This window comes from Pseudonocardia ammonioxydans (genome assembly GCF_900115005.1).
In the GTDB taxonomy this organism is placed as follows: domain Bacteria; phylum Actinomycetota; class Actinomycetes; order Mycobacteriales; family Pseudonocardiaceae; genus Pseudonocardia; species Pseudonocardia ammonioxydans.
Window position 1 is genome coordinate 39,364 of the sequence record NZ_FOUY01000036.1, and the last position, 22,034, is coordinate 61,397.

Genomic DNA, 22,034 nt, shown 5'->3' on the forward strand with positions numbered 1-22,034 from the left:
CAGCTCACACAGCACCGCACTCATCCCGGAGGTTCCCATGTGGGGTCAGATCCTGCTCGCCGCCGTCGCCGTCGTCGGCTCCACCGCGACGCTGCGCGAGGTCCTGCGCGGCCGGCCGCGTCCGGTGCGCACCCGCGGGTGGTACGACACGAGAACACCGTCCCTCCGGTAGCCCCGTCGCTCCGGTAGCCGTGAGCCCGAGCCGGGGTCAGCCCCCGGGCAGGACGATCACCGGGCACGGCGCGAACGCGACCAGCGACCGGCTCGTCGAGCCCAGCTGCATCCCGACCGGCCGCCGCTCGCCGTACGGCCCGACCACGACGGCGCGGGCGGAGGACGCGACGTCGAGCAGGGCCCGCAGGGCGGTGCCCTCGACCACCCGGGTGTGCACGTCGGGCACCAGGTCGCGGGCGGTCGCGGCCGCCGACTCCAGCGCCGCGTTCGCCCGCCCGACGAGGGCGTCGCGGTCCTCGTCGAGCCGGTGCAGGCGGGTGCCGGGCCGGGCGGCGACGTCGGACCACGCGTGCACCAGCGTCAGCGGCGACGCCCACGCGGCGGCCAGCGAGGCCGCCTCCCCGACGATCGCGGTGTCCCGGTCACCGGGGCCGCCGCCGACACCGGCGACCACGCCCTCCGCACCCGGCCCGAAGTCGCGCACGATCGCCACCGGGACCCGGGTGTGGCAGGCCACCCGGTCGGCGAACCGCCCGGCCAACATCGCGCCGGTGGCGTCGGTCCCGTGGCTGCCGGCCACGAGCATCCGGGCGGGCCCGGTCGCGGCGAGCACCGTGTCGGCGATCGCGTCGGTGGCGGCGCCGTCCGCGCCGGGCAACAGCTGCAGCCCCGCGCCGGTGTGCCCGGCCAGCTCCTCCACCTCCGGCGGTGCCGCCCCGGTGGAGGTGACGTGCAGCAGCCGGACCGTCGCGCACCACACCTCGGCGAGCTCGGCGGCCCACCGGGCGGCCTGTGCCGCGCCCGGTGAGGCGTCCACCGCCACCGCGATCTCGGCCCCGCCACCGCCCTCGGTCGTCCCGGCGCCGTCGCTCATCCAGCCTCCTCGGTCGTCGAGGTCCCGACCCTGGCACATCCGGGCCGGTCCGCGCCGGGGCTGCGCCGGGCGGTCCCGGCCACGGGCCGGACGTCCTGCGCCGCCGTACGCCCGATACGGTCACGCCGACCCTCCCGGCCGGACCGGCCGGCACCCGGCCGCCCGCAGGAGTGACGCCCGATGTCCCCGAACAACCTCTCCGTCCACTGTGGAGCCGTACGGACGGTCGAGGATGTGGTCGCGGCGCTCGGTGCGATCCGCGACCAGGCCGCCGAGGACCTCCGGGCCCCGGAGATCGACGGGATCTCCTGCTTCACCCGGCTCTACACCACCATCACCGAGAACATCCTCGGCACGCTGAACGGCTCGCACCCCACCCGCTCGTTCGACGACAACGCGTTCCTGGCCCGGCTCGACGTCGAGTTCGCGCGCCGCTACCTGGACGCGATCGTGGCCCACGAACGCGACGACGACTCCGTCCCCGGGTGCTGGAAGGTGCTCTTCGACCGCCGGCGCGACCAGGGCGTCCGGCACGTCAACTTCGCGGCGTGCGGGGTCAACGCCCACGTCAACTTCGACCTGACGTTCGCGCTGCTCGCGACCTGGGAGGACTTCCCGCCCACGGTCGGCCGGCGCGCGGACTACGACCGGGTCAACGACATCTTCGCCGAGGAGATGGACGACCTGCGGGAGGACTTCCAGGCGTTCCTGGCCGGGACCCGCGACGGCGGGCTGCTCGACCGGCTCGGCAACGCGATGTCCGACCTGCTGGTGCGCCAGACCCGCGGCCAGGCGTGGGAGGCCGCCGAGCGGGTGTGGGAGCACCGCGGCGACGACGAGGCCTACCGGCAGGCGCTCGCCACCGAGACGGAGCGGCTGGACGACGCCGCCCACGCGCTCGGCCGGATGATCCTCGAGGCACCCGGCCTGCCCTGATCACGGCAGGCCCCGGTGCAGGACGTCGCGGGCGGCCTCCTCCCGCGAGCGGTCGCCCGCGTGGGCGTCCAGCCGCGCGGCGAGGTCGGGCGGCAGGTCGAGAACGACCCGGACCGAATCCGGGGACGGGGCCGAGACCGGGGCCGGGGCCGGGGGCCGCACCAGCAGTGCGAGCACCGGCAGGGCGATCGTCCCGAGCGCGTCGACGATCCCGGCGACGCCCAGCAGGCGCCAGAACCAGCTGCCGTCGCCGATCTCGCCGTCGGTCAGCACGAGGGTCGCGAGCAGCACGGCCACCAGCGCGATCGCGGCCAGGGTGCCGACCAGCCCTGCCCGGATCGCCGGGTGCGCGCGACCGGCGAGCAGCAGGACCAGGTTCGTGTGGGCGAGGGCGACGGCGGCGATCGTGCACAGCAGGAGCACGTCGGTCGTCAGGTCCGACGACCGGAACGCCTCGTCCGCCCAGACCAGGACCAGCGCGACCGCCGCGGCGACCGCGCTGGCCGCCAGCCCGGCGTAGCCGACCACCCGCACCCGGCGGGTGACGACGGCCAGGTGGCACAGCGCGGTCGTCCCGAACGCGGCCACGACCAGGGTGCTGAGCAGGATCCGGCCCTCGAGCTCGCCGAACTCCCCGGTCAGGAGCGCGGCGATCCCCAGCACCGCCGCCAGGACGAGCGAGACGACCACCGCGACGATCATCGCGCGGCGGGCGCCGCGCACCGTGGGCCGGTTCGAAGGCGGGTCGGCGGACATACCGGGACGCTACGACCCGTACCGCGCACGGGCCTGCGTAGCACTACGGGACCTCCGGGACGGGCGTCGGTCCGTCCGTACCCGGACCACCCGCGCCGAGGTGCGGCTCAGCGCGAATTGTCGATCTCTGCGGAGCGCTGAGCTGCATCTCGGCGGGGCGTGGGACGCCCGGTCAGCCCACGAGCTGCCCGGCCAGCAGCGCGACGCCGAGCAGCGCCATCAGGGCGCCGGAGCAGCGGGAGAGCACCCGGGCCGCGGCGGGCCGGGCCGCCAGCACGGCCCGGGCACCGACTCCGACACCGGCGTAGACCGCGGCGCACCCGACGACGTGCACCAGGCCGAGCAGCAGGATCTGGAGCCCGAGCGACCACCCGCCGCCCGGGTCGGTGAACTGCGGCAGCACCGCCAGGAACAGCAGCAGCACCTTGGGGTTGAGCCCGCTGACCCCGGCCCCGCGCACCGCCTCGCCGATCCCAGAGCCGACCCGGGAGCCGATCCGGGAGCCGCTGCCGTCCACCGTGACCGCCACCGGCCCGGCCGGGCGCAGCAGCGCGCCGACCCCGAGCCACACCAGGTAGGCGGCCCCGAGGACGGTCAGCACGGCGAGCACCTCCGGACGGCGGGCCACGAGCGCGGCGACACCGGCCGCGACGAGGGCAACGAGTGCGAGGTGGCCCGCGAGCAGCCCGGCCAGCGACGGCAGCACCGCCCGCCCGCGCAGCCCGGCGCGGATCATGTACGCCCAGTCCGCCCCGGGGGTCAGCACGAGGAGGAAGGACAGTCCCCAGAACCCGAACATGCTGCCGATCGCCACACCGTCGAGCGTAGGAAGAACCGGCCGCGAGGTGTTCCCGTTCCTACCGCAACAGGCCGTGGTCCGGGCAAACTTCTGCGCCGTGGACGCCATCGACCGGAAGATTCTTGCCGAACTGCAGGCCGACGGGCGGCTGACCGTCACCGACCTCGCCGAGCGGGTGCAGCTGAGCGTGTCCCCGTGCCACCGCCGGTTGCGGGCGCTGGAGGGCTCGGGCGCGATCTCCGGCTACCGCGCCCAGCTCGACGCCCGGGCGCTCGGCCTCGGCTTCGACGCGCTGGTGTTCGTCACGATGCACGAGGCCGTCCGGGACACGGTCGCGGCGTTCGAGCGGGCGGTCGCCGACATCGAGCACGTCGTGCAGGCGCAACGGCTCTTCGGCGACCCCGACTACCTGCTGCGGGTCATCACCCGCGACCTGCCGGCGTTCCAGCAGCTCTACGACGAGCGCCTGACCACCCTCCCCGGGGTGCAGCGGCTGTCCTCGACGCTGGTGATGAAGAGCGTCGTCGAGGACCGCGGGCTGCCGCTGTGACCGCTCAGCTCGTGCGTCGGCCCGCGCGCACCGCCCGCGCGAGGGTCCGCAGGGACCGCAGGAACGCCTCCCGGTCCCCCGCCGGCAGCACCTCGAGGTAGCGCTGCTCGGCGTGCTGGATCGCGTCCTGCACGCGGTCGCGCAGCCGCCGACCGGCCGGGGTCAGGGAGACCAGGCGGACCCGCCGGTCCGCCGGGTCGGGGCGCCGCTCGATCAGCTCGCGGGCCTGCAGGTCGTCGAGGACGGCGATCACCCGGGACTTGTCGGCACCGATCGCCTCGGCGAGCGCGGCCTGCGTCCGGACCGGGCCGTCACCCAGCCCGGCCAGCACCGCGTAGGCCCACATCCCCAGGTCGTGCTCGGCGAGGATCGGCTCCTCCAGCGCGACCAGGGCCCGGCCCAGCGGGAACAGCATCGCGGCCAGGTCCGGACGTCGCTCCGCGCTCATGGGGCCACAGTAATCGCGTTGCACCTATGATATGCGATCGCGCATCATAGGCTCATGCTTACTGATTCAGATGCCGCCGCCCTGCCCGCGCTGCACGCCGAAGCCGTCGGGCTCACCGTCGACGCCGTCCGCCACGTCACTCGTGCGCACCTGGAGCTGCCCACCCCGTGCGACGGCTGGGACCTGGCGACCCTGCTCGACCACATGACCGTCCAGAACCGGGGCTTCGCCGCCGCCGCGGACGGCGACGGTGCCGACGAGCGGGTGTGGACCACCGGGGCGTACCGCGCCGACCCGGTCGCCGACCACCAGGCCTCGTCGGACCTCGTCGTCCGCGCGCTCGCCGCCCCGGGCGTCACCGACCGGGCACTGTGCCTGCCGGAGCTCTCCCGGGAGCAGACGTTCACGGCGGCCCAGGCGACCACGATGCACACGATCGACTCCCTGCTCCACGCCTGGGACGTCGCCTCGGCCCTCGGTGCCGGCATCGACCCGTCCGCCGAACTGGTCACGCTCGCGACCCGGATCGGCGAGCAGATCCCCGACACCGGACGCGACGCCCCCGGCGCACCGTTCGGGCCGCGGCGCGAGCCCCCGGCCGGGGCCACGGCGCTGGAACGGGTCCTGGCGCTCTACGGCCGCGCGCCCCGGTAGCCGGGCCATGCGCCGGACACATGGGTACGCCACTCGATCGTCATTTCCCTCATCGGCCCGCGACCGGTCAGACTGCAGGGCATGCCCGAGAGCCCCGCAGCACGCCTCGCCGACCTGGTGCAGGACTGGCACCCCCCGGTCGTGACGAGCAGCCGCCGGGTGGATCCCTGGCCCGCCGCCGCGTTCGCGGACCTGATCGACGCCGACCCCCCGGCGCTCGACGACGGCGACCCGCTCCCCCCGATGTGGCACTGGTTCTATCTGCTCCCCCACCCGCGCACGGCCGAGATCGGCGAGGACGGCCACCCGGCCGACGGTCCGCTCCTGCCGCCGATCCCGGGCCGGCGCCGGATGTTCGCCGGCGGCCGGCTGCAGTGGCACGCGCCGATCCCGGTCGGTTCCGAGCTGCACAGCCGCTCCGAGGTCACCTCGATCACCCCGAAGTCCGGCCGGTCCGGCGAGATGCTGTTCGTCACCGTCCGCACCGAGCTGGGCGTGGGTCCCGGGGCGGGCGGCGACGTCGCCGCCGTCGAGGAGCAGGACATCGTCTACCGCTCCGAGCCGGAGGGCGCCGAGCGCCGGACGATCCCACGCCCGGACGCCGACCAGCCCGCCCCCGGCGGCGCCTGGCAGCTGCGGCGCCCGACCGACTCGGTGCTGCTGTCGCGGTTCAGCGCGCTGACCTACAACGGGCACCGCATCCACCACGACCACCCGTACACGACGACCGTCGAGGGCTACCCGGACCTGGTGATCCACGGTCCGCTGCTGGCGCTGCTCGCGCTGGAGCTGCCCCGCCGGTACGCCCCCGGCGACACCGTGTCCCGGTTCGAGTACCGGCTCACCCGGCCGGCGTTCCTGCCGTCGACGATCGTCGCGTCCGGCGACCGCGAGCACGGCAGCGGTGACGGCGACGGCGGGACGGACCGGGCCACGCTCGCCGTGGCCGCCGAGCACGTGCTGCCCTCGCTGACCGCCACCGCCGAGTTCCGCTGACCCCCGACTTCCCCCGACCGCACAGCAGCAGGAGAGAGAACCGAGATGGGTGTGCTGAGCACCGAGGAGCAGGCCGTCGTCGACACCGTGCGCGACTTCGTCGACCGGGAGGTGAAGCCCGCGGTCAACGAGGTCGAGCAGCGCGACGAGTACCCCGAGAAGTGGATCGAGCAGATGAAGGAGCTCGGCATCTACGGGCTCGCGATCCCCGAGCCCTGGGGCGAGGCCCCGGTGTCGATGCCGTGCTACGCCCTGGTCACCGCCGAGCTCGCGCGCGGCTGGATGAGCCTGGCCGGCGCCATGGGCGGGCACACCGTGGTCGCCAAGCTGCTCGTCGAGTTCGGGACCCGGGAGCAGCAGGACCGCTACCTGCCCCGGATGGCCACCGGCGAGCTGCGCGCCACGATGGCGCTCACCGAGCCCGGCGGCGGCTCGGACCTGCAGAACATGGCCACCCACGCCCGCCTCGAGTCGTCCCCCGACGGCGACCACTACGTGGTCAACGGGTCCAAGACGTGGATCTCCAACGCGCGCCGCTCCGGGTTGATCGCCCTGCTGTGCAAGACCGACCCGGCCGCGGAGCCGAAGCACCGCGGCATCTCGGTCCTGCTCGTCGAGCACGGCCCCGGGCTGACCGTCTCCAAGGACCTGCACAAGCTCGGCTACAAGGGCGTCGAGACCTGCGAGCTGGTCTTCGAGGACATGCGGGTGCCCGCCGACGCCGTCCTCGGCACCACGCCCGGCAAGGGCTTCGGCCAGATGATGAAGGGCCTCGAGACCGGGCGGATCCAGGTCGCCTCGCGCGCGCTGGGCGTCGCCGACGCCGCACTGACCGACGCCCTGCGCTACTCCCAGGAACGCGAGAGCTTCGGCAAGCCGATCTGGCAGCACCAGTCGGTGGGCAACTACCTCGCCGACATGGCCACCAAGATCACCGCCGCCCGCCAGCTCATCCTCTACGCCGCGGGGAAGTACGACGCCGGTGAGCGCTGCGACATGGAGGCGGGCATGGCCAAGCTGTTCACCTCCGAGATCGCGATGGAGGTCGCGCTCAACGCCGTGCGGATCCACGGCGGCTACGGCTACTCGACCGAGTTCGACGTCGAACGCTACTTCCGCGACGCCCCGCTGATGATCGTCGGCGAGGGCACCAACGAGATCCAGCGCAACGTCATCGCCGCGCAGCTGGTCAAGCGCGGCGGGCTGGACCGGACGTGAGCGCGCACCGGCTCCGGGGCCCGGCCCTGCTGTTCTGCCCCGGCAACCGCCCCGAACGGTTCGCCAAGGCCGCCGCCGCGGCCGACACCGTCATCCTGGACCTGGAGGACGCGGTCGGCCCGGACGGCAAGGACGCCGCCCGCGAGGCCGTCGTCGCCGCCCTGGCCGAGCTGGACCCGGCCGCGACGCTGGTGCGGGTCAACGCGCCCGGCACCCCGTGGCACGACGACGACGTCGCCGCGCTGGCCGCCCACCCGGACGTCGCGGTGATGCTGCCGATGGCCGCGAGCGCCGCCGACGTGACCGCGCTGGCGCCGCGGCCGGTGGTCGCGCTGTGCGAGACCGCCCGCGGCGTCCTGGCCGCCCCCGAGATCGCGCAGGCGGAGAACTGCACCGCGCTGATGTGGGGCAGCGAGGACCTCGTCGCCGACCTGGGCGGGCGGCCCGGCCGCGCCCCCGGCGGCGGGTACCGGCCCGCGGTGGAGGAGGCCCGCACCCGGATCCTCTACGCCGCCCGCGCCGGTGGTGCCGTCCCGATCGACACCGTGCTGGTCGCCATCGACGACCTGGACACCCTGCGCGCCGACAGCACGGCCGCCGTGGCCGCCGGGTACGCCGCGAAGGCCTGCATCCACCCCAAGCAGGTCGAGGTGGTCCGCGAGGCGTTCCTGCCCACCGAGGACGAGGTCGCCGACGCCCGCGCGGTGCTCACCGCCGCCGAGGAGTACGGCGGCGGGGTGTTCCGCTGGCAGGGACGCATGATCGACGCACCGGTCCTCGCGCACGCCCGCGAGGTGCTGCGCCAGGCCGGCGCCGATGACCCGCACGCATCGGACGTGGTGACATGATGACCGGGTGACGACGGTGGACGAGCTGGAGTGGTTCGTCGTGCTCGCCGAGACCGAGCACATGACGCGGGCCGCCGAGCGGCTCTCGCTCGCCCAGCCCACCCTGTCGCGCGCGCTGGCCCGGCTCGAACGCCGGGTCGGCGCGCCGTTGTTCGACCGGGTCAACCGGCGGCTGCGGCTCAACCCGTTCGGCGTGATCATGCTGGAGCACGCCCGCCGCGGCCTGGCCGAGCTCGCCGCCGCCGAGGAGCGCATCGCGACGCTGCGCGACCCGGACCGCGGCACGATCCGGCTCGCGTTCCTGCACTCGATCGCCGCGGGCCTGCTGCCGGAGATCCTGCGCGCCTACCGGGCGCAGGCCCCCGGCGTGCGGTTCGAGCTCACCCAGGCGGCCGGGCACGAGATCGTCGGGCACGTCCTCGCCGGACGCGCCGACATCGGGCTGACCGCACCGCGCCCGGAGGACCCGGAGCTCGCCTGGACCGGGCTGTACCGCCAGCAGCTGTGTCTGGCCGTGCCCGACGAGCACCGGCTCGCGGACCGCGAGCGGGTCGGGCTGGCCGAGGCGGGCGACGAACCGTTCGTCACGCTGCGGGCGCCGATCGGGCTGCGCAGGCTCACCGACGAGCTGTGTGCGCGGGCCGGGTTCACCCCGCGGTTCGCGTTCGAGAGCACCGAGATCGGGACGCTGGAGGGCTTCGTCGCCGCCGCTCTGGGCGTCGCGATCGTGCCGCAGCCGCGGCCGCACCGGGCCGAGCCGGGGGTCCGCTACCTGCCGCTCACCGACGACTCCGCGCACCGCATGATCGGGCTGGCCCGGTTGCGGGAGCGCCCGCTGCCGCCGGTGGCGCAGCGGTTCGCCGGGTTCGTCGCCGCCCGGTTCCACGACGGCCCCGGGGCCGTCGCCGGGCACGACGGGGGTTTGGCGGGCGCCGTTCGCTGGTAGGCGGGGGCATGGCTTCCGAACCGTCCAAGCTCAAGCGCATGGTGGACCGCCTGCGCGGCCACGGGCCGGCCGAGGACGTCGAACCGGACCCGAACGTGGCCACCGCGCGGCCCACCGGTACCGGCGACTCGGAGGCCGGCGACGCCGCAGCCACCACCGGGACCGGGGCGACCGGTGAGTACGTCGGCCGGGTCACCGGTCACGACGAGGGCTTCGCCGGTGAGACCGGCGCCGAGGCCCGCACCCCGGACGACGCCGACGAGCAGGGAGGACGCGCGTGAAGGTCGTCGCCGTGCTGTACCCGGACGACCATCCCGACCGGCACCCCGACGTCGTCGCCAGCGCCGCCCGCGGTCTCGACCTGGGCGACCGGCTCGTCCAGGCCGGACACGAGCTCGTCAGCACCGACGCGACCGGTGATGAGCTCGACGCGCTGCTCACCGACGCCGAGGTGCTGATCACCACCCCGTTCTGGCCGGTCTACCTGGGCCGCGACCGGATCGAGGCGGCGAGGGAGCTGAAGCTGGTGATCACCGCCGGGGTCGGCTCGGACCACGTCGACGCCGACGCCGCCACCGAGCGCGGGATCACCGTCGCCGAGGTCACCGGCTCCAACGTGGTCAGCGTCGCCGAGCACAACGTGCTGCAGATCCTGGCGCTGGTGCGCAACTTCGTGCCCGCGCACCGGCAGGTCGGCGAGGGACGCTGGGACGTCGCCGAGGTCGCGCAGGAGGCGCACGACCTGGAGGGCAAGACCGTCGGCATGATCGGGCTCGGTGCGATCGGCGCCCGCACCGCGCTGCGGCTCAAGCCGTTCGACGTGACGACGCTCTACCACGCCCGGCACCGCCGCAGCCCGGCCGAGGAGGCCACGCTGGGCGTGCGGTACGCGCGGCTGGACGACCTCATCGCCGGATCGGACGTGATCTGCGCGGCGCTGCCGCTGATGTCCGGCAGCACCGCGCTGTTCGACGCCGACCGGCTGGCCGCGATGCGGCCCGGTTCCTGGCTGGTGAACACCGCCCGCGGGGCGATCGCCGATGCCGGGGCCGTCCGCGAGGCGTGCGCGTCCGGCCGGCTCGGCGGGTACGCCGGCGACACCTGGTACCCGCAGCCCGCCCCGGCCGACCACCCGTGGCGGGACATGCCACGGCAGGCGATGACCATCCACTACTCCGGGATGACGGTGGAGGCTCAGCGCCGGATCGCCGACGGCGTGGCCGAGATCCTCGACGCCCACCTGGACGGGGCCCCGGTCCCGGAGGACTACGTGGTGGCCGCACCCGAGGGCTGAGCGACGGCGCGGATACTGGGCCGGTCCGTCGTGATCTTCTCGAGGAAGGACCCGCCCATGTCCGTCACCGTCGCGGTCGTCTACACCTACGGCGACAACGCCGATCTGCTCAACGAGACCCGGCCCGCGCACCGCGAGTACCTGCGGGGTCTGGCCGACTCCGGCCACCTGCTCGTCGCCGGTGCCTGGGTGCCCGGCGAGCCCGCCGGCGGCCTGCTGATCTTCCGGGCCGCCGACAAGGACGCCGTCCACGGCCTGGTGGCCGACGACCCGTACGTGCTGGCCGGGGTGGTCACGAAGTCGCAGGTGCACGAGTGGGCGCCGCCGCTGGGGCCGCTGGCCGGGGCGTTCACCGAGCAGGCCGACTAGCTCCGGCGCTCAGGACCGGTGGGCCGGCTCGCCGGTGGACTGTGCTGCGGCCGGCTGCGCTGCGGTGGACTGTGCTGGGGCCGGCTGCGCGTCGGTCGGCAGGAGCTCGACGCAGTCGGCCGTGCAGCCGTGCTCCGGCGCCGGGCCGAGAAGGGCGCGGTGCAGGACGGCCCGGCGCGGCCGGGCCCGCACCCGCTCGCCGTCGAGCTCGGCGTCGGCATCGACGATGAGGCTGTGCCCGTCCGGGTCGGTGGGCGGCCACAGCAGGGTGACCGGTGTCCCGGCCCCGGTGCTCCCGGCCTCGGTGCTCCCGGCCTCGATGTGGGAGCGACTGCGGCGGCCGGCGTCGGCGATCTCCAGCGTGTCGCCGGCCGCGGTCACCGTCACCGCGACCGCGTGCGGATACGGCGACGGCCCGTGGGTGAGCAGGTAGGCCATCCGGTACGAGCGCATCGCGGTGGCGAGCGCACCGAGATCGAGCGGCCCGATGGCGGCATCGGAAGCAGCGTTCCTGGAATCACCGCCGGTCATCGGTCCACGGTAGCGCCCGGCGCGCTCCCGTCACCGGCCTCGCGGGCGGCGAGCCGCTCCCGCTGCGGGACGACGGTGTAGGCCGGGTCCCAGGCGGTGGCCATCCCGGCGTCGAACACCCCCCAGCGGGTCGCGGCCGATCCCGCGTTGAGCAGCAGCCCCGCGGCGGCGTCGAGCAGGCGCCGCCGGCGCGGCGAGCGGCGGCCGACCCGGTCGACGACCGGCCCGGCCAGCGCCGCCGCCACCCCGGCCACGGTCGCCGCCCGCGCGGCCCGCAGCACCCGCCCGGCCCGCCCGGTGCGGTAGGCGTGCGCACTCATCCCGATCGCCGTCTCCAGCCGGTGGGTCGCGGCCAGCTCCAGCGCCGCCCCCGCGACCGCGACCCGGCGGGGCGGGCCGTCACCGTGCCCGGCGACCAGCGCCGACCCGCCGCCCGCGGCGAGCGCCGAGCCCGCGAACACGAACGGCAGCTCCCGGTACGCCTCGTGCCAGCCGGGCACCGCGGTGTCGGCCAGCAGGACCGCGGTGTAGGTGGTCATCGCCGGGCCGAGGACGCCACCGGCGAGCCCGGCGACCCGCCCGGCCCCGGGCAGCAGCCCGGTCACCTCGGAGGCCGCGGCCGCGCCGGTGGCGGTGCCGAACGGGGCGAGGATCCACGAGCCGACCGACAGCGGCGAGGTCGGCTTGATCACCCGCATCATGTTGAGGAAGCGTTCCGGGCGCCCCAGGTCGTGGATCAGGAACGCCACCGACGTGACCGCGCCGCCGGCGGCGACGAGCCGCCCGCTGCGGCGCAGCCCGGCCCGCCCGGTGAGGTCGGCCAGTGCCGCCAGCGACGCCGCGACCCCGGCCGTCCCGCCGAGGTAGAGGTAGGCGGGGACGTCGGGCACCTTCCACACCGGCGGTTTGATGATCGGGCGGTCGTGATAGCTGCGGAAGTCGGCGTCGGGCACCATCAGCTGCTCGCCGCGACCGCCCCGGCTGCGGCGGCGGCGCTCGGCAGGTACCTGCGCGGTCATCGCCGGCCTCCCAGGAACGCCGCACCCACGGTCGCGGCCACGGTCAGCGCGGCCGCCGCCGCGTGGCGCCACATCGACGGCAGGTCCCGGGTCGTCACCACCGGGTCCGGCGGCAGCCCGTACACCTCGGGTTCGTCGAGCAGCAGGAAGAACGCACCGTCGCCGCCGACACCGTCGTCCTGGTCGTGGCCGTAGAGCCGGGCCTCGGTCACCCCCTGCTCCTGCAGCGATGCGAGGCGCTCGTCGGCGCGGGCCCGCAGCTCGTCGAGCGGTCCGAACTGGATCGACTCGGTCGGGCAGGCGGTCGCGCACGCGGGCTGCAGCCCCGCGCCCAGGCGGTCCTGGCACATCGTGCACTTGAACGCGCGGCCGTCGCCCTTGCGCTGGTCGATCACGCCGTACGGGCAGGCGGGGATGCAGTAGCCGCAGCCGTTGCAGATGTCCTCCTGCACCAGCACGGTGCCGTGCTCGGTGCGGATCAGCGACCCGGTCGGGCAGACGTCGAGGCAGGCGGCGTGGGTGCAGTGCTTGCACACGTCCGACGACATCAGCCAGCGCACCTCGGTGGCGTCGCCCCGGTCCTCGCCGGAGGTCACCGCCCCCGGCAGGTCCATCGACGGCATGTCCAGGTCGGTCTGCGCCGAGCGGGTGGCCGGCACGCGCTGCTCGACGAACGCCACGTGGCGGTAGGTGGAGGCACCGAGCCCGCCGGTGTTGTCGTAGCCCATCCCGGCCATACCCAGGACGTCACCGCCGGCGCCCTGCTCGGCGACGCCGTCGGCGGGCAGCGCGTTCCACTCCTTGCAGGCCACCTCGCAGGCCTTGCACCCGATGCACACGCTGGTGTCGGTGAAGAACCCGACCCGTTCCGGATGGTCGGCGCCGTAACCGGCGTCGGCGCTCGGGTCCGCCAGCGGCCCGTACCACGAGTTCGCTCCCATTCACTCCTCCAGGCCGGCGGCGCGCCGGCGATCGGCGAGGAACGCGACCAGGTCCGGCCCGCGCGGACGCCGCCCGGGGCGGATGTCGCAGGTCGCGGCCTTGGTCTCCATGATGTGCACGTTCGGGTCGAGCGCCACCGAGAGCAGCTCGTTGGCCGCGTCCCCGGTGGCCAGCCCGTTCGGCCCCCAGTGCCAGGGCACCCCGATCTGGTGGATGACGCGGGTGCCCCCGCTGCCGTCGGCCACCCGCAGCGGCTTCGCCCGCTCGGTGACCACGACCCGTCCCTCGACCGCGGACCGGGTGGTGACGACGTGCGCCCAGTCGTTGTTCACCAGGCCCCGCTCGGCGGCGAGCTCGGGCGAGACCTCCAGGAACATCTCCGGGAACAGCTCGTTCAGGTGCGGGGTCCAGCGGCTCATCCCGCCCGCGGTGTGGTGCTCGGTCACCCGGAACGTGGTGAACACGTACGGGAAGTGGTCGCCGGGCGGGTTGTAGGGGTTCTCCGGACGGGCGAACTCCTCGCGCGCCGGGTTCGCCCGGTGCTTCGGGTAGAGCACGTTGGGCACCGGCGACTCCTGCGGCTCGTAGTGCGCCGGCATGGGCCCGTCGAGCAGCCCGGCCGGTGCGTAGAGCCAGGCCCGGCCGTCGCTCTGCATCACGAACGGCTCGTCCCCGGCGATCGACTCGGCACCGGCGTCCTCGCGTTCCGGTCGGTGGTCGGGCGAGAGGTTCACCGGGAAGTCGGGGACGTCCGGACCGGTCCATCGCTCGCCGTCCCACCAGATCAGCTTCTTGCGCTCGCTCCACGGCCGGCCCTCGGGATCCGCGGAGGCGCGGTTGTAGAGCACCCGGCGGTTCATCGGCCACGCCCAGCCCCACTCCAGCGCGAGCAGATCCTGCTCGCCGCCGGGCCTGCGCCGCGCCGACTGGTTGACCTCGTCGGCGTAGACCCCGGTGTAGATCCAGCAGCCGCCGGAGGTCGTCCCGTCGGCCTTCATCTCCAGGTAGGACGACAGCGCGTCACCGTCGGCGTCGGTCCCGTTGATCTCCCGCAGCACCGCCTCCGCGCTCGGTTCGGCGATCCCGGTCGGACCGATCTCGACCGGATAGTCCCAGGTCAGGTCCTGCAACGGCCGGTCGCTCGGATCGGTGGAGTCCGCGAGCCGGGCCTTCAGCCGCTTGCCCAGCTCGTAGTAGAACCAGAGGTCGCTGCGGCAGTCCCCCGGCGGCTCGACGGCCTTGTGGTGCCACTGCAGCAGCCGCTGGGTGTTGGTGAACGTGCCGTCCTTCTCCGTGTGGTTGGCCGCCGGCAGGAAGAACACCTCGGTACCGATGTCCTCGGTGCGCAGCTCACCGGTCTCGATCTCCGGCCCGTCCTTCCAGAACGTCGCCGTCTCGATCATGTTGAGGTCGCGGACGACCAGCCACTCCAGGTTGGCCAGCCCCAGCCGCTGCTGCTTGGAGTTCGCGGTCCCGACGGCCGGGTTCTCCCCGATCACGAAGTAGCCGGGGACCTCGCCGCGGGCCTGGGCCATCACCGTCGGGAACGACGAGTGGTTGCCGGTCAGCCTCGGCAGGTGGTCGAAGCAGAAGTCGTTGTCCGCGGTGGCCGCGTCCCCGAACCAGGCCTTGAGCAGGCTCACCAGGTAGGTGTCCATGTGTCCCCAGAAGCCCTTGTTGCCCGCGTTGAACTCGATGAACGTGTCGAGGTCCTGGTCCTGGTGGGCGTGCGGCATCGGGATGTAGCCGGGCAGCAGGTCGAACAGCGTCGGGATGTCGGTGGAGCCCTGGATCGACGCGTGCCCGCGCAACGCGAGGATGCCGCCGCCGGGCCGGCCGATGTTGCCCAGCAGGCTCTGCAGGATCGACGCCGCCCGGATGTACTGCACACCGACGGTGTGGTGGGTCCAGCCGACGGCGTAGCAGAACGCCGCGGTCCGCTCCCGGCCCGAGTTCGACGTCAGGGCCTCGGCCAGCCGGTGGAACGTGTCCTGGTCGATCCCGCAGACCTGCTCGACCGTCTCCGGGGTGTAGCGCGCGTAGTGGCGGCGCAACACCTGGAACACGCAGCGCGGGTGCTGCAGCGTGTCGTCGCGGCTCGGGGTACCGGAGAACGGGGCGCCGCCGGAGCCGGCGATCTCGGCGTGCTCGTGCTCCTGGACCATGGTGCGCTCGTCGCGGAACCCGGCCGACGCCTCGACCTCGGCGCCCTCGTACTGCCAGCTGAGCACGTCGTAGCTGCCGGTCTCCGGGTCGTAGCCGGAGAACACGCCGTCGAGGTCCTCGGTGTCGCGGAAGTCCTCACCGACGAGCATCGGGGCGTTGGTGTAGGACCGCATGTAGTCCTCGAAGTACGTCCCCGTCTCGATGACGTGCCGGATCAGCCCGCCGAGCAGCGCGATGTCGGTACCCGCACGGATCGGTACGTGCAGGTCCGCCACCGCCGAGGTGCGGGTGAACCGCGGGTCGACGTGGATCACCGTCGCGCCACGCCGCTTCGCCTCCATCACCCACTGGAAGCCCACCGGATGGGCCTCGGCCATGTTCGAGCCCTGGATGACGATGCAGTCGGAGTTCACCAGGTCCTGCTGGTAGTTCGTCGCGCCGCCGCGACCGAAGGAGGCTCCCAGACCGGGAACCGTGGAGGAGTGTCAAATGCGGGCCTGGTTCTCCACCTGTACCGCGCCCATCGCGGTGTAGAGCTTCTTCATGAGGTAGTTCTCCTCGTTGTCGAGGGTCGCTCCTCCGAGGCTCGCGATGCCGAGAGTGCGGTGCAGGTGCCGGCCCTGGTCGTCGACGTCCTCCCAGGTGCGCCGGCGCGTCTCCAGTACCCGGTCGGTGATCATGTCCAGGGCGGTGTCGAGGTCGAGGTCCTCCCACTCGGTGCCGTGCGGGCGCCGGTAGCGCACCGTGGTCGGGCGCAGCGGGGAGGTGACGAGCGACAGCGTGGACGAGCCCTTGGGGCAGAGTCGTCCGCGGCTGATGGGCGAGTCCGGATCGCCCTCGACGTGGGTGACCCGGCCGTTCTCGGTGTAGATGTTCTGCCCGCAGCCGACCGCGCAGAACGGGCAGATCGACTTCGTGACGCCGTCCGCGGTGCTGGTGCGTGCGGTCTTCCGGTCGGTGCCCGCGGACCGTGCCGCCGCCCCCCTCCCGAGCGGGTCGCGCCCGCTCAGCTGGCGGCGGACCGGCCACGACTGCACCCACTCACGCATGCCCACGCTGTCCGCCTTCCCTGTTGGACGGAGTCCAAACACGATCGAACGCCTCGGATCTCGCCGGCCCCGGGTCCCGCCGCGTACCGGCCCCGCCGCGTTCCGGGCCGCCGTGTTCCGGGGCGCCGCGTTTCGGCCCCGCGGGACCGAGGTATCGCAGCGGCATGTCCGACGCCGCCGATGCCACCACCCCTCGGGCGGACCTGGTCGCCCGGCTGCGCACCCAGGGGATCACCGACGGGCGGGTGCTGGACGCGGTCGGCCGGGTCCCGCGGGAGCGCTTCGTCGCCACCGGCGACGAGTCTCGCGCCCACGACGACACCGCCCTGGCCATCGGTCGCGGCCAGACCATCTCCTCACCGTGGATCGTGGCCGCCAGCATCGACGCGCTGCAGGTCGGTCCGGACGCACGCGTCCTCGAGGTCGGCACCGGTTCGGGGTACGCGGCCGCGGTCCTCGCGAAGTGCGTCGGTGAGGTCGTGACCGTGGAGCGCGACGCCGTCCTCGCCGAGGACGCCCGGGACCTGCTGCGCGACCTCTCCCCCGGTGTCCGGGTGCTCACCGGTGACGGGGTGACCGCGGGCGCCGGGTTCGGGCCGTTCGACGGGATCGTGGTGACCGCCATGGCCTACCGGGAGATCCCGCCCGAGCTGATCGAGCAGTTGGCGCCGGGCGGGAGTCTGGTGTGTCCGGTGGGCGACGACCGCTCCGGGAGCCTCGTCCGGTACCGCGACGGCGAGACCGTCGATCTCGCGCCCGTTTCGTTCGTTCCACTGGTACGGGGCACCGACGGGTGAGAGGCCAGGCCTCGGGGCGTCGCCTCCGGCGGGCGGCGGACCGTCGAGGGCGCGGTCGGTCACCCGCACCACGGCCCGGTCCTGGCCGGCGCCCAGCGGGAACGCGGCGACCCGGCCGGCCGGGATCCACGGAGTCCGGGGTCAGAACGGAGGCGGGTCCTCATCCAGGCCGTTGCCGGTCCCGGCCTCGGTGTCCGGCACACCGTTCGTCTTCAGCACACCGTTGCGGCGTGTGCCTTCGGAGGGCAGTGCGTCGTCGCGTTCGGGCGGGCCGCGATCCGGAGAGTGCAGGTTGGGCTGTTCGTCCTCGGCGTAGACCGGCCCGGGTGCGGGCTCGTCGAAGCGCGGGTCGTCCGCGCGCGGTACCGGTGTGATCGGCGGCGGCAGGATCGGTTCCGGCTCGACCCGGTACCGACGTTTCAACGGGCTGGTCCAGACGAACCGCCCCGGCTCAGGCTGCTCGAGCCGCCAGTGGCCCTCCGTCTTCAACAAGTGATCATGCCGGCACAGCGGCCCCAACCCGGCCCGCACGGTCGGACCACCGTGGTGGTGGTCGATCGTGTGGTCCTGGTCGCAGCGCCGCGACGACGTCCGGCAGCCCGGCCCGACACACGTGCGATCACGCACCTCGGTATGGCGACGCAGCGCCGCGTGCGGGAACCGGGCCTCGGGCCGGTCGTCGAGGGCCGCGCCGGGGTCGTCCTGTGCGGTGTGGTGCCGGTACTGCTCGGCGATGTCGGTGATCACTTTCGCCCACCCGCCGTGCTCGGCGGCCTCGGCAGCCAAAGTAGCGAGCTGGGTGGCGGGGATGTGGAGTTCGACGATCCCGCCGGGTGGCCCGTTGCGGTTGCGCGGGACCGGGCGGTGTCGGGTGATGCCTTCGGCGAGCAGGTGGCCGTGGTCGTCGACGACGACCCAGCGCCATTGGGCGCGGTGCTGGCGGGCGACGAGACGTCGCGCGGCGCTGGCGGGGACCGGTCCCCAGCCGGGGAGTTCGCTGGCGCGTTGGTCGAGGCCGAGCATGGTGCTCAAGGGGACACGGACCTCGGTCCCGACACCGGCGGGCGCCCCGACACCGGCGGTCTTCCCGGCGCCGGTGCCGTGGCCGCTGCGTGGTGGCCGGACCGTGATCGGTGGTCCGGGGTCGGGTTCCGGGGGTGGCGTGGGTGCGCCACCCCCGTTCGGGCCGCCGGGCCTGGGACCCGAGGGGCCCGGGCCCGGTCCGGGGCCACCGGATCCGGGGCCGCCCGGCCCCTGGTCGTCGGAGTCAGGATCCTCCGAGTCCGAGTCCGAGTCCGAGTCCGGGGCCGCGTCCGGGGCCGTGTCCGAGTCGGAGCCGCTCGAGCCCGAGCTCGCGCCGGAGCCATCTGAGCCGGAAGTGCCCGGGGCGATGCTGTCGGAGTCCGGGGCCTCAGTTCCGGGGCCGGCGGGCGCAGGACCGTCGGGCACGGGTCCTTCCGGGGCAGGTGCATCGGGCTCGGGAGCGTCTGCCGCCGGAGTGCCGGTCGTGGAGTCACCGGAGCCGGTGCTGCCGAAGGCGGTGTTGCCGGAGGCGGGGCTGCTGCCGGGGGCGCGGCCGCTGGAGGCCGGGCCGCCGGGGGCAGCGCTGTCGGCGGCGGGGCGGCCCGCGGCCGGGCTACCGGCGGCGGGCTTGTCGACGTCATTCCCGGCAGCGGGCCCGTCGGCGTGACCGGCGAAACGCGCCATCAACGCCCGCAGGATCCCGGCCCGATCCAGGCCGTGCAGCGACCCGTCGAGCAGACCGAGGACGAGGTCGGCGCGGATCTGGTCGAGCGATCCCGGATGCCCATCCCGCCGCGCCGCCTTCGCCAACGCATCCAGACGCTCCCACGCCGCAGCCGCCTCCTCCGCGGGCAACCCCTCGGCGCAGATGACCGCGGTGCCGTTCTCGCTCAGATACGCCACCACCAGCCGGTCGCGGATCGCCTTGCGGTAACGCCGCTCGTAGTAGGCCGGATCGAGTTCGAGGATCAGCCGCTTGATCCGCTCCCCGATCTGCCCGGTCGTCAACTTCGGTGCCTGCGGCAGCACCGCCTCGCAGATCGCGGTGCGCTGCGCCTCAGGCAGGTCGGCGAGGTGCTGGGCGAACACCCGCGCCTTGGTCCGGTCGATCCGGCCCTGGCACAGGGAGGCCTGCACCTGCGGAAGATCGGACACCAGGGTGACTGCGAGGCTCATCTCGTACTCGGCGGCGCGGCGGTTCCAGGCGAGTGCGAACCGGATCTCGTCCGAGCCGTACTGGTCGGGGAGCGCCCCGCGGCGGATCTCCATCTTTCCGGCGAAGGGGCGGCGGTGCACGACCTCGGAGATGGCGGCGAACATGTGCGCCTGGTGGTGGGACAGCTGCCGGGAGTGGGCGAGCATCACCTCGTCGATGTCGTCGTTGCACACCCGCGCGAGGTCGATCCCGGCCAGGACAGTGCCCAGGCCGGGGCCCGGCGGCATCGCCGCCAGCCCCTCCGGGATCGCCTGCCCCAACTCCATGGTTCGAACATACGCTCGACCCCCGACAGTTTCGGGGCCCTGACCGGTCAGGGGAAACCGAGGGACACTTCAGTGCACCTGTCGGGCGCGAAATCACCCGTTCGGCCGTAACCCTGAGCAGGTACAGCAGCGCCGCGCGCACGACGACCGCACCACGGTGCGACGACGCGCCGGCCGTGCGGAAGGCGCTCGACCGGATCGCGGCCGTGCCGGCAACGCACGCACCGGACAGCTGGACGATCCGGTCGGAAGGCGGCCCGGGCGACCGTCCCGGTGCGGCTTCTCCCGGGACGGCCCTCCCGTGGGACGAACCCTCGCGGGATCCGCTCGCGGAGCCGGGGCCCCTCGGGGAGCCGGGGGCCGCTCGGGGAGCGACGCCACCTCCCACTCGGCCGTGCGCTCACACCGTGCCCCGAACAGCCGACCCGGGCGGCGGGATCCCGGCGTTCGACATCGCCCTGTTCGCGAGCGCGAGGGCTCCCACCGTGGAGAACGAGGAGGCCGGCTCGGGCCGCAGGAGCCGCGCCCTCACTCCCACCGGGTCGTGAACGACACGGTGATCCAGGCGTCCGGCTCGCCCCGCCCCAGCCGCTCCTCCACGCCGGCGCGGATGCGGTCCCAGTCCTCCAGCGGCCGCGCCGGCAGCCCGGCGGGAACGTGGAACACCATCTCCACCTGCCGGGCCCGGCCGACCCGGGCCACGTACACGCGGTGCCCGGCGAACCCCTCGGCCGCCTCGACCTCGGCGGCGGCCCGGTCGGCCTCCTCCCGCAGTTCCGGGGGCGTGACCAGCGCGATCTCGGCGACGGCGCGGCGCAGCGTCGGGATCGGCACCGGCAGCAGCGCCAGCGCCACCACCATCAGGACCGCGGGGTCGACATAGGGCCGCAGCCACTCCCCCGACGTCCCCTCCAGCAGCAGCGCCACCGCGAACGCCACCAGCAGCGCCCCCGTCACGGCACCGGAGACGAGCCAGCCCTTGACGTCCATCGCGACGAGAGCCGACCCGATCCGCCGGTTGGCGCGGTGCTCCACCAGGCCGACCGTCGTCGTCAGCACCAGCACGAGCACCGCGTAGACCAGCGCCGGCCCGAACGCGACGTCCCGGCCACCGGCCAGGATCGTCGCGACCGACTGGACGACGGCGTAGGCCGCGACCGCGAGCAGCAGCAGCGCGTTGACCGCCAGGACCATCGGCTCGAAGTGCCAGAAACCCATCGTGAAACGCCGGGTCGTCGCCGTCGACAGGCCGTCCGCGGTGGAGCGGGCGATCAGCCCGGCGACGACGATCGACACCACCGACATCGCGGCGTCCACGAGCGAGACCACGCCGTCGAAGACGATCGCCCCGGACCCGCTGACCAGGCCGAAGGTGATCCCCAGGGCGCAGAACGCCAGGATCGCGACGAAGGAGACCCGCAGTGCCTGCTGTTCGGTGCGCATCGGCCCTCCCGGCCACATCGGACGCCTCGACCCAGTGTGGCGCAACCGGAGCGGCACGACGGGTGGAGGTGCGGGCCGGGCGGCGCGAGGGGGTACGGAGGGTCCTGCCGCCGCCGGGGAGCGCCAGCGGTTGCGTCGGTCCAGCGGTCTTCCTACCGTGGTCCTGACCGGACCGAACGATCGGCGCCGGGCCTCGGGTCGAGGAACCCGGGCGCCGGTGGGCCGCGGTCCGGCTCCGTTGAACGACGCAGCGGACCCGGTATCCGACTCGAACCCGGAGCTGTCCGTGCGCACTTCCACACGTATCCCGTCCGAACGGACGCAGCGGAGCCAGGCGTCCCGTCGCGACGGCCCGAACGGTTACGACGACCTCGGGCCGGATCTGCGCCGGCTCGCCCGGCTCGCCGCCGACGACCCGGAGCGCGGTCCCCTGCGCGACCGGCTCATCTGCGAGTTCCTCCCGCTCGTGCGCAACCTCAGCCGCCGCTACCTCACCGCGGCCCACTCCTCGGAGGACCTCGAGCAGGCGGCGACCCTCGGGCTGATCAAGGCGCTCGACCGGTACGACCCGGACGCCGCCACCGGTGGCCCCCTCGGCTACCTGGTCCCGAGCGTCCGCGGGGAAATCCTGCGCTACCTGCGCGACCACAGCTGGGCGCTGCGGGTCCCCCGCGACCTCAAGGAGCTGGGGGTCAGCATCAACAAGGCGACGGTCGTGCT

General features: G+C 74.2%; 24 protein-coding genes. 14 read left to right on the forward strand and 10 right to left on the reverse strand.

The genetic code is table 11. The features are described from left to right. Positions 1–37: 37 nt before the first annotated feature. The gene (locus tag BM093_RS38020) at positions 38–172 is read left to right on the forward strand and encodes a hypothetical protein (protein ID WP_281248736.1); all 135 of its coding nucleotides are present in this window, start codon (positions 38–40) and stop codon (positions 170–172) included. Positions 173–208: 36 nt separating this feature from the next. Here BM093_RS38020 and BM093_RS26240 read toward each other — a convergent pair whose 3' ends face one another. Next, a complete protein-coding gene (locus tag BM093_RS26240; protein WP_177238718.1) occupies positions 209–1,048 on the reverse strand; it encodes a universal stress protein in 840 nt (279 codons plus the stop codon). A gap of 180 nt (positions 1,049–1,228) precedes the next feature. Between BM093_RS26240 and BM093_RS26245 the strand changes: the two genes are divergently transcribed. After that, positions 1,229–1,984 (forward strand): DUF5995 family protein, encoded by a 756-nt coding sequence (locus BM093_RS26245; protein WP_093351485.1) that lies wholly within the window; start codon positions 1,229–1,231, stop codon positions 1,982–1,984. On the opposite strand, the gene BM093_RS26250 is transcribed toward BM093_RS26245, so the two are convergent. Both BM093_RS26250 and BM093_RS26255 read right to left on the reverse strand, forming a co-directional pair. Beyond that, positions 1,985–2,740: a hypothetical protein gene (locus BM093_RS26250; protein WP_143105529.1), complete on the reverse strand. Its 756-nt coding sequence runs from the start codon at positions 2,738–2,740 to the stop codon at positions 1,985–1,987. Between the two features lie 172 nt (positions 2,741–2,912). Beyond that, the gene (locus BM093_RS26255; protein WP_093351493.1) at positions 2,913–3,554 is read right to left on the reverse strand and encodes a LysE family translocator; all 642 of its coding nucleotides are present in this window, start codon (positions 3,552–3,554) and stop codon (positions 2,913–2,915) included. An 82-nt stretch (positions 3,555–3,636) separates the two neighbouring features. On the opposite strand from BM093_RS26255, the gene BM093_RS26260 reads away from it, so the two are divergent. Next, positions 3,637–4,089: an Lrp/AsnC family transcriptional regulator gene (locus tag BM093_RS26260; RefSeq protein WP_093351498.1), complete on the forward strand. Its 453-nt coding sequence runs from the start codon at positions 3,637–3,639 to the stop codon at positions 4,087–4,089. A gap of 4 nt (positions 4,090–4,093) precedes the next feature. Here BM093_RS26260 and BM093_RS26265 read toward each other — a convergent pair whose 3' ends face one another. Further along, positions 4,094–4,537: a MarR family winged helix-turn-helix transcriptional regulator gene (locus tag BM093_RS26265; RefSeq protein WP_093351502.1), complete on the reverse strand. Its 444-nt coding sequence runs from the start codon at positions 4,535–4,537 to the stop codon at positions 4,094–4,096. A 54-nt stretch (positions 4,538–4,591) separates the two neighbouring features. Between BM093_RS26265 and BM093_RS26270 the strand changes: the two genes are divergently transcribed. The 8 genes from BM093_RS26270 (at position 4,592) to BM093_RS26305 (ending at position 10,862) form a co-directional block, all read left to right on the forward strand. Then, the gene (locus BM093_RS26270; RefSeq protein WP_093351506.1) at positions 4,592–5,191 is read left to right on the forward strand and encodes a TIGR03086 family metal-binding protein; all 600 of its coding nucleotides are present in this window, start codon (positions 4,592–4,594) and stop codon (positions 5,189–5,191) included. A gap of 81 nt (positions 5,192–5,272) precedes the next feature. Next, on the forward strand, positions 5,273–6,187 hold the full coding sequence (locus tag BM093_RS26275) for an HTD2 family dehydratase (RefSeq protein ID WP_093351510.1): 915 nt from the start codon (positions 5,273–5,275) through the stop codon (positions 6,185–6,187). Positions 6,188–6,232: 45 nt separating this feature from the next. After that, entirely contained in the window at positions 6,233–7,405 is a 1,173-nt protein-coding gene (locus tag BM093_RS26280) for an acyl-CoA dehydrogenase family protein (protein WP_093351514.1), read from the forward strand. Further along, on the forward strand, positions 7,402–8,253 hold the full coding sequence (locus BM093_RS26285; protein ID WP_093351517.1) for an HpcH/HpaI aldolase/citrate lyase family protein: 852 nt from the start codon (positions 7,402–7,404) through the stop codon (positions 8,251–8,253). Before BM093_RS26280 ends, BM093_RS26285 begins: the two co-directional genes overlap by 4 nt. A gap of 7 nt (positions 8,254–8,260) precedes the next feature. Then, positions 8,261–9,199, forward strand: a complete 939-nt coding sequence (locus BM093_RS26290; RefSeq protein WP_093351521.1) for a LysR family transcriptional regulator — start codon at positions 8,261–8,263, stop codon at positions 9,197–9,199. 8 nt (positions 9,200–9,207) lie between these two features. Then, positions 9,208–9,480: a hypothetical protein gene (locus tag BM093_RS26295; protein ID WP_093351526.1), complete on the forward strand. Its 273-nt coding sequence runs from the start codon at positions 9,208–9,210 to the stop codon at positions 9,478–9,480. After that, a complete protein-coding gene (locus BM093_RS26300; RefSeq protein WP_093351529.1) occupies positions 9,477–10,493 on the forward strand; it encodes an NAD-dependent formate dehydrogenase in 1,017 nt (338 codons plus the stop codon). Before BM093_RS26295 ends, BM093_RS26300 begins: the two co-directional genes overlap by 4 nt. 57 nt (positions 10,494–10,550) lie before the next feature. After that, positions 10,551–10,862, forward strand: a complete 312-nt coding sequence (locus BM093_RS26305) for a YciI family protein (protein WP_093351533.1) — start codon at positions 10,551–10,553, stop codon at positions 10,860–10,862. Between the two features lie 9 nt (positions 10,863–10,871). Here the strand turns inward: BM093_RS26305 and BM093_RS26310 are convergent, their stop codons facing one another. Genes BM093_RS26310 through fdh form a run of 4 tightly spaced genes read right to left on the reverse strand, consistent with a single transcriptional unit; the run spans position 10,872 to position 16,575 of the window. Then, positions 10,872–11,393, reverse strand: coding sequence for a hypothetical protein (locus BM093_RS26310; protein WP_093351538.1), 522 nt, complete (start codon positions 11,391–11,393; stop codon positions 10,872–10,874). Next, positions 11,390–12,412: an NrfD/PsrC family molybdoenzyme membrane anchor subunit gene (nrfD, locus tag BM093_RS26315; RefSeq protein WP_093351547.1), complete on the reverse strand. Its 1,023-nt coding sequence runs from the start codon at positions 12,410–12,412 to the stop codon at positions 11,390–11,392. Before nrfD ends, BM093_RS26310 begins: the two co-directional genes overlap by 4 nt. After that, entirely contained in the window at positions 12,409–13,353 is a 945-nt protein-coding gene (locus BM093_RS26320; RefSeq protein ID WP_093351551.1) for a 4Fe-4S dicluster domain-containing protein, read from the reverse strand. Before BM093_RS26320 ends, nrfD begins: the two co-directional genes overlap by 4 nt. Continuing rightward, positions 13,354–16,575 carry a formate dehydrogenase gene (fdh, locus tag BM093_RS26325; protein ID WP_093351554.1) on the reverse strand — a complete coding sequence of 1,074 codons (3,222 nt, stop codon included), beginning with the start codon at positions 16,573–16,575 and terminating at the stop codon, positions 13,354–13,356. 158 nt (positions 16,576–16,733) lie between these two features. Between fdh and BM093_RS26330 the strand changes: the two genes are divergently transcribed. Continuing rightward, positions 16,734–17,366 carry a protein-L-isoaspartate O-methyltransferase family protein gene (locus BM093_RS26330; protein WP_093351557.1) on the forward strand — a complete coding sequence of 211 codons (633 nt, stop codon included), beginning with the start codon at positions 16,734–16,736 and terminating at the stop codon, positions 17,364–17,366. Between the two features lie 141 nt (positions 17,367–17,507). Here BM093_RS26330 and BM093_RS26335 read toward each other — a convergent pair whose 3' ends face one another. Then, positions 17,508–19,871, reverse strand: coding sequence for an HNH endonuclease signature motif containing protein (locus tag BM093_RS26335; RefSeq protein ID WP_093351561.1), 2,364 nt, complete (start codon positions 19,869–19,871; stop codon positions 17,508–17,510). A gap of 407 nt (positions 19,872–20,278) precedes the next feature. On the opposite strand from BM093_RS26335, the gene BM093_RS36195 reads away from it, so the two are divergent. After that, the gene (locus tag BM093_RS36195) at positions 20,279–20,419 is read left to right on the forward strand and encodes a hypothetical protein (protein ID WP_177238719.1); all 141 of its coding nucleotides are present in this window, start codon (positions 20,279–20,281) and stop codon (positions 20,417–20,419) included. Here BM093_RS36195 and BM093_RS26340 read toward each other — a convergent pair. Further along, positions 20,400–21,314, reverse strand: coding sequence for a cation diffusion facilitator family transporter (locus BM093_RS26340; protein ID WP_093351566.1), 915 nt, complete (start codon positions 21,312–21,314; stop codon positions 20,400–20,402). The two genes, BM093_RS36195 and BM093_RS26340, sit on opposite strands and share 20 nt — an antisense overlap. 286 nt (positions 21,315–21,600) lie before the next feature. On the opposite strand from BM093_RS26340, the gene BM093_RS36200 reads away from it, so the two are divergent. Further along, the coding region (locus BM093_RS36200) for a sigma-70 family RNA polymerase sigma factor (RefSeq protein WP_177238720.1) at positions 21,601–22,034 on the forward strand (434 nt) is incomplete at its 3' end.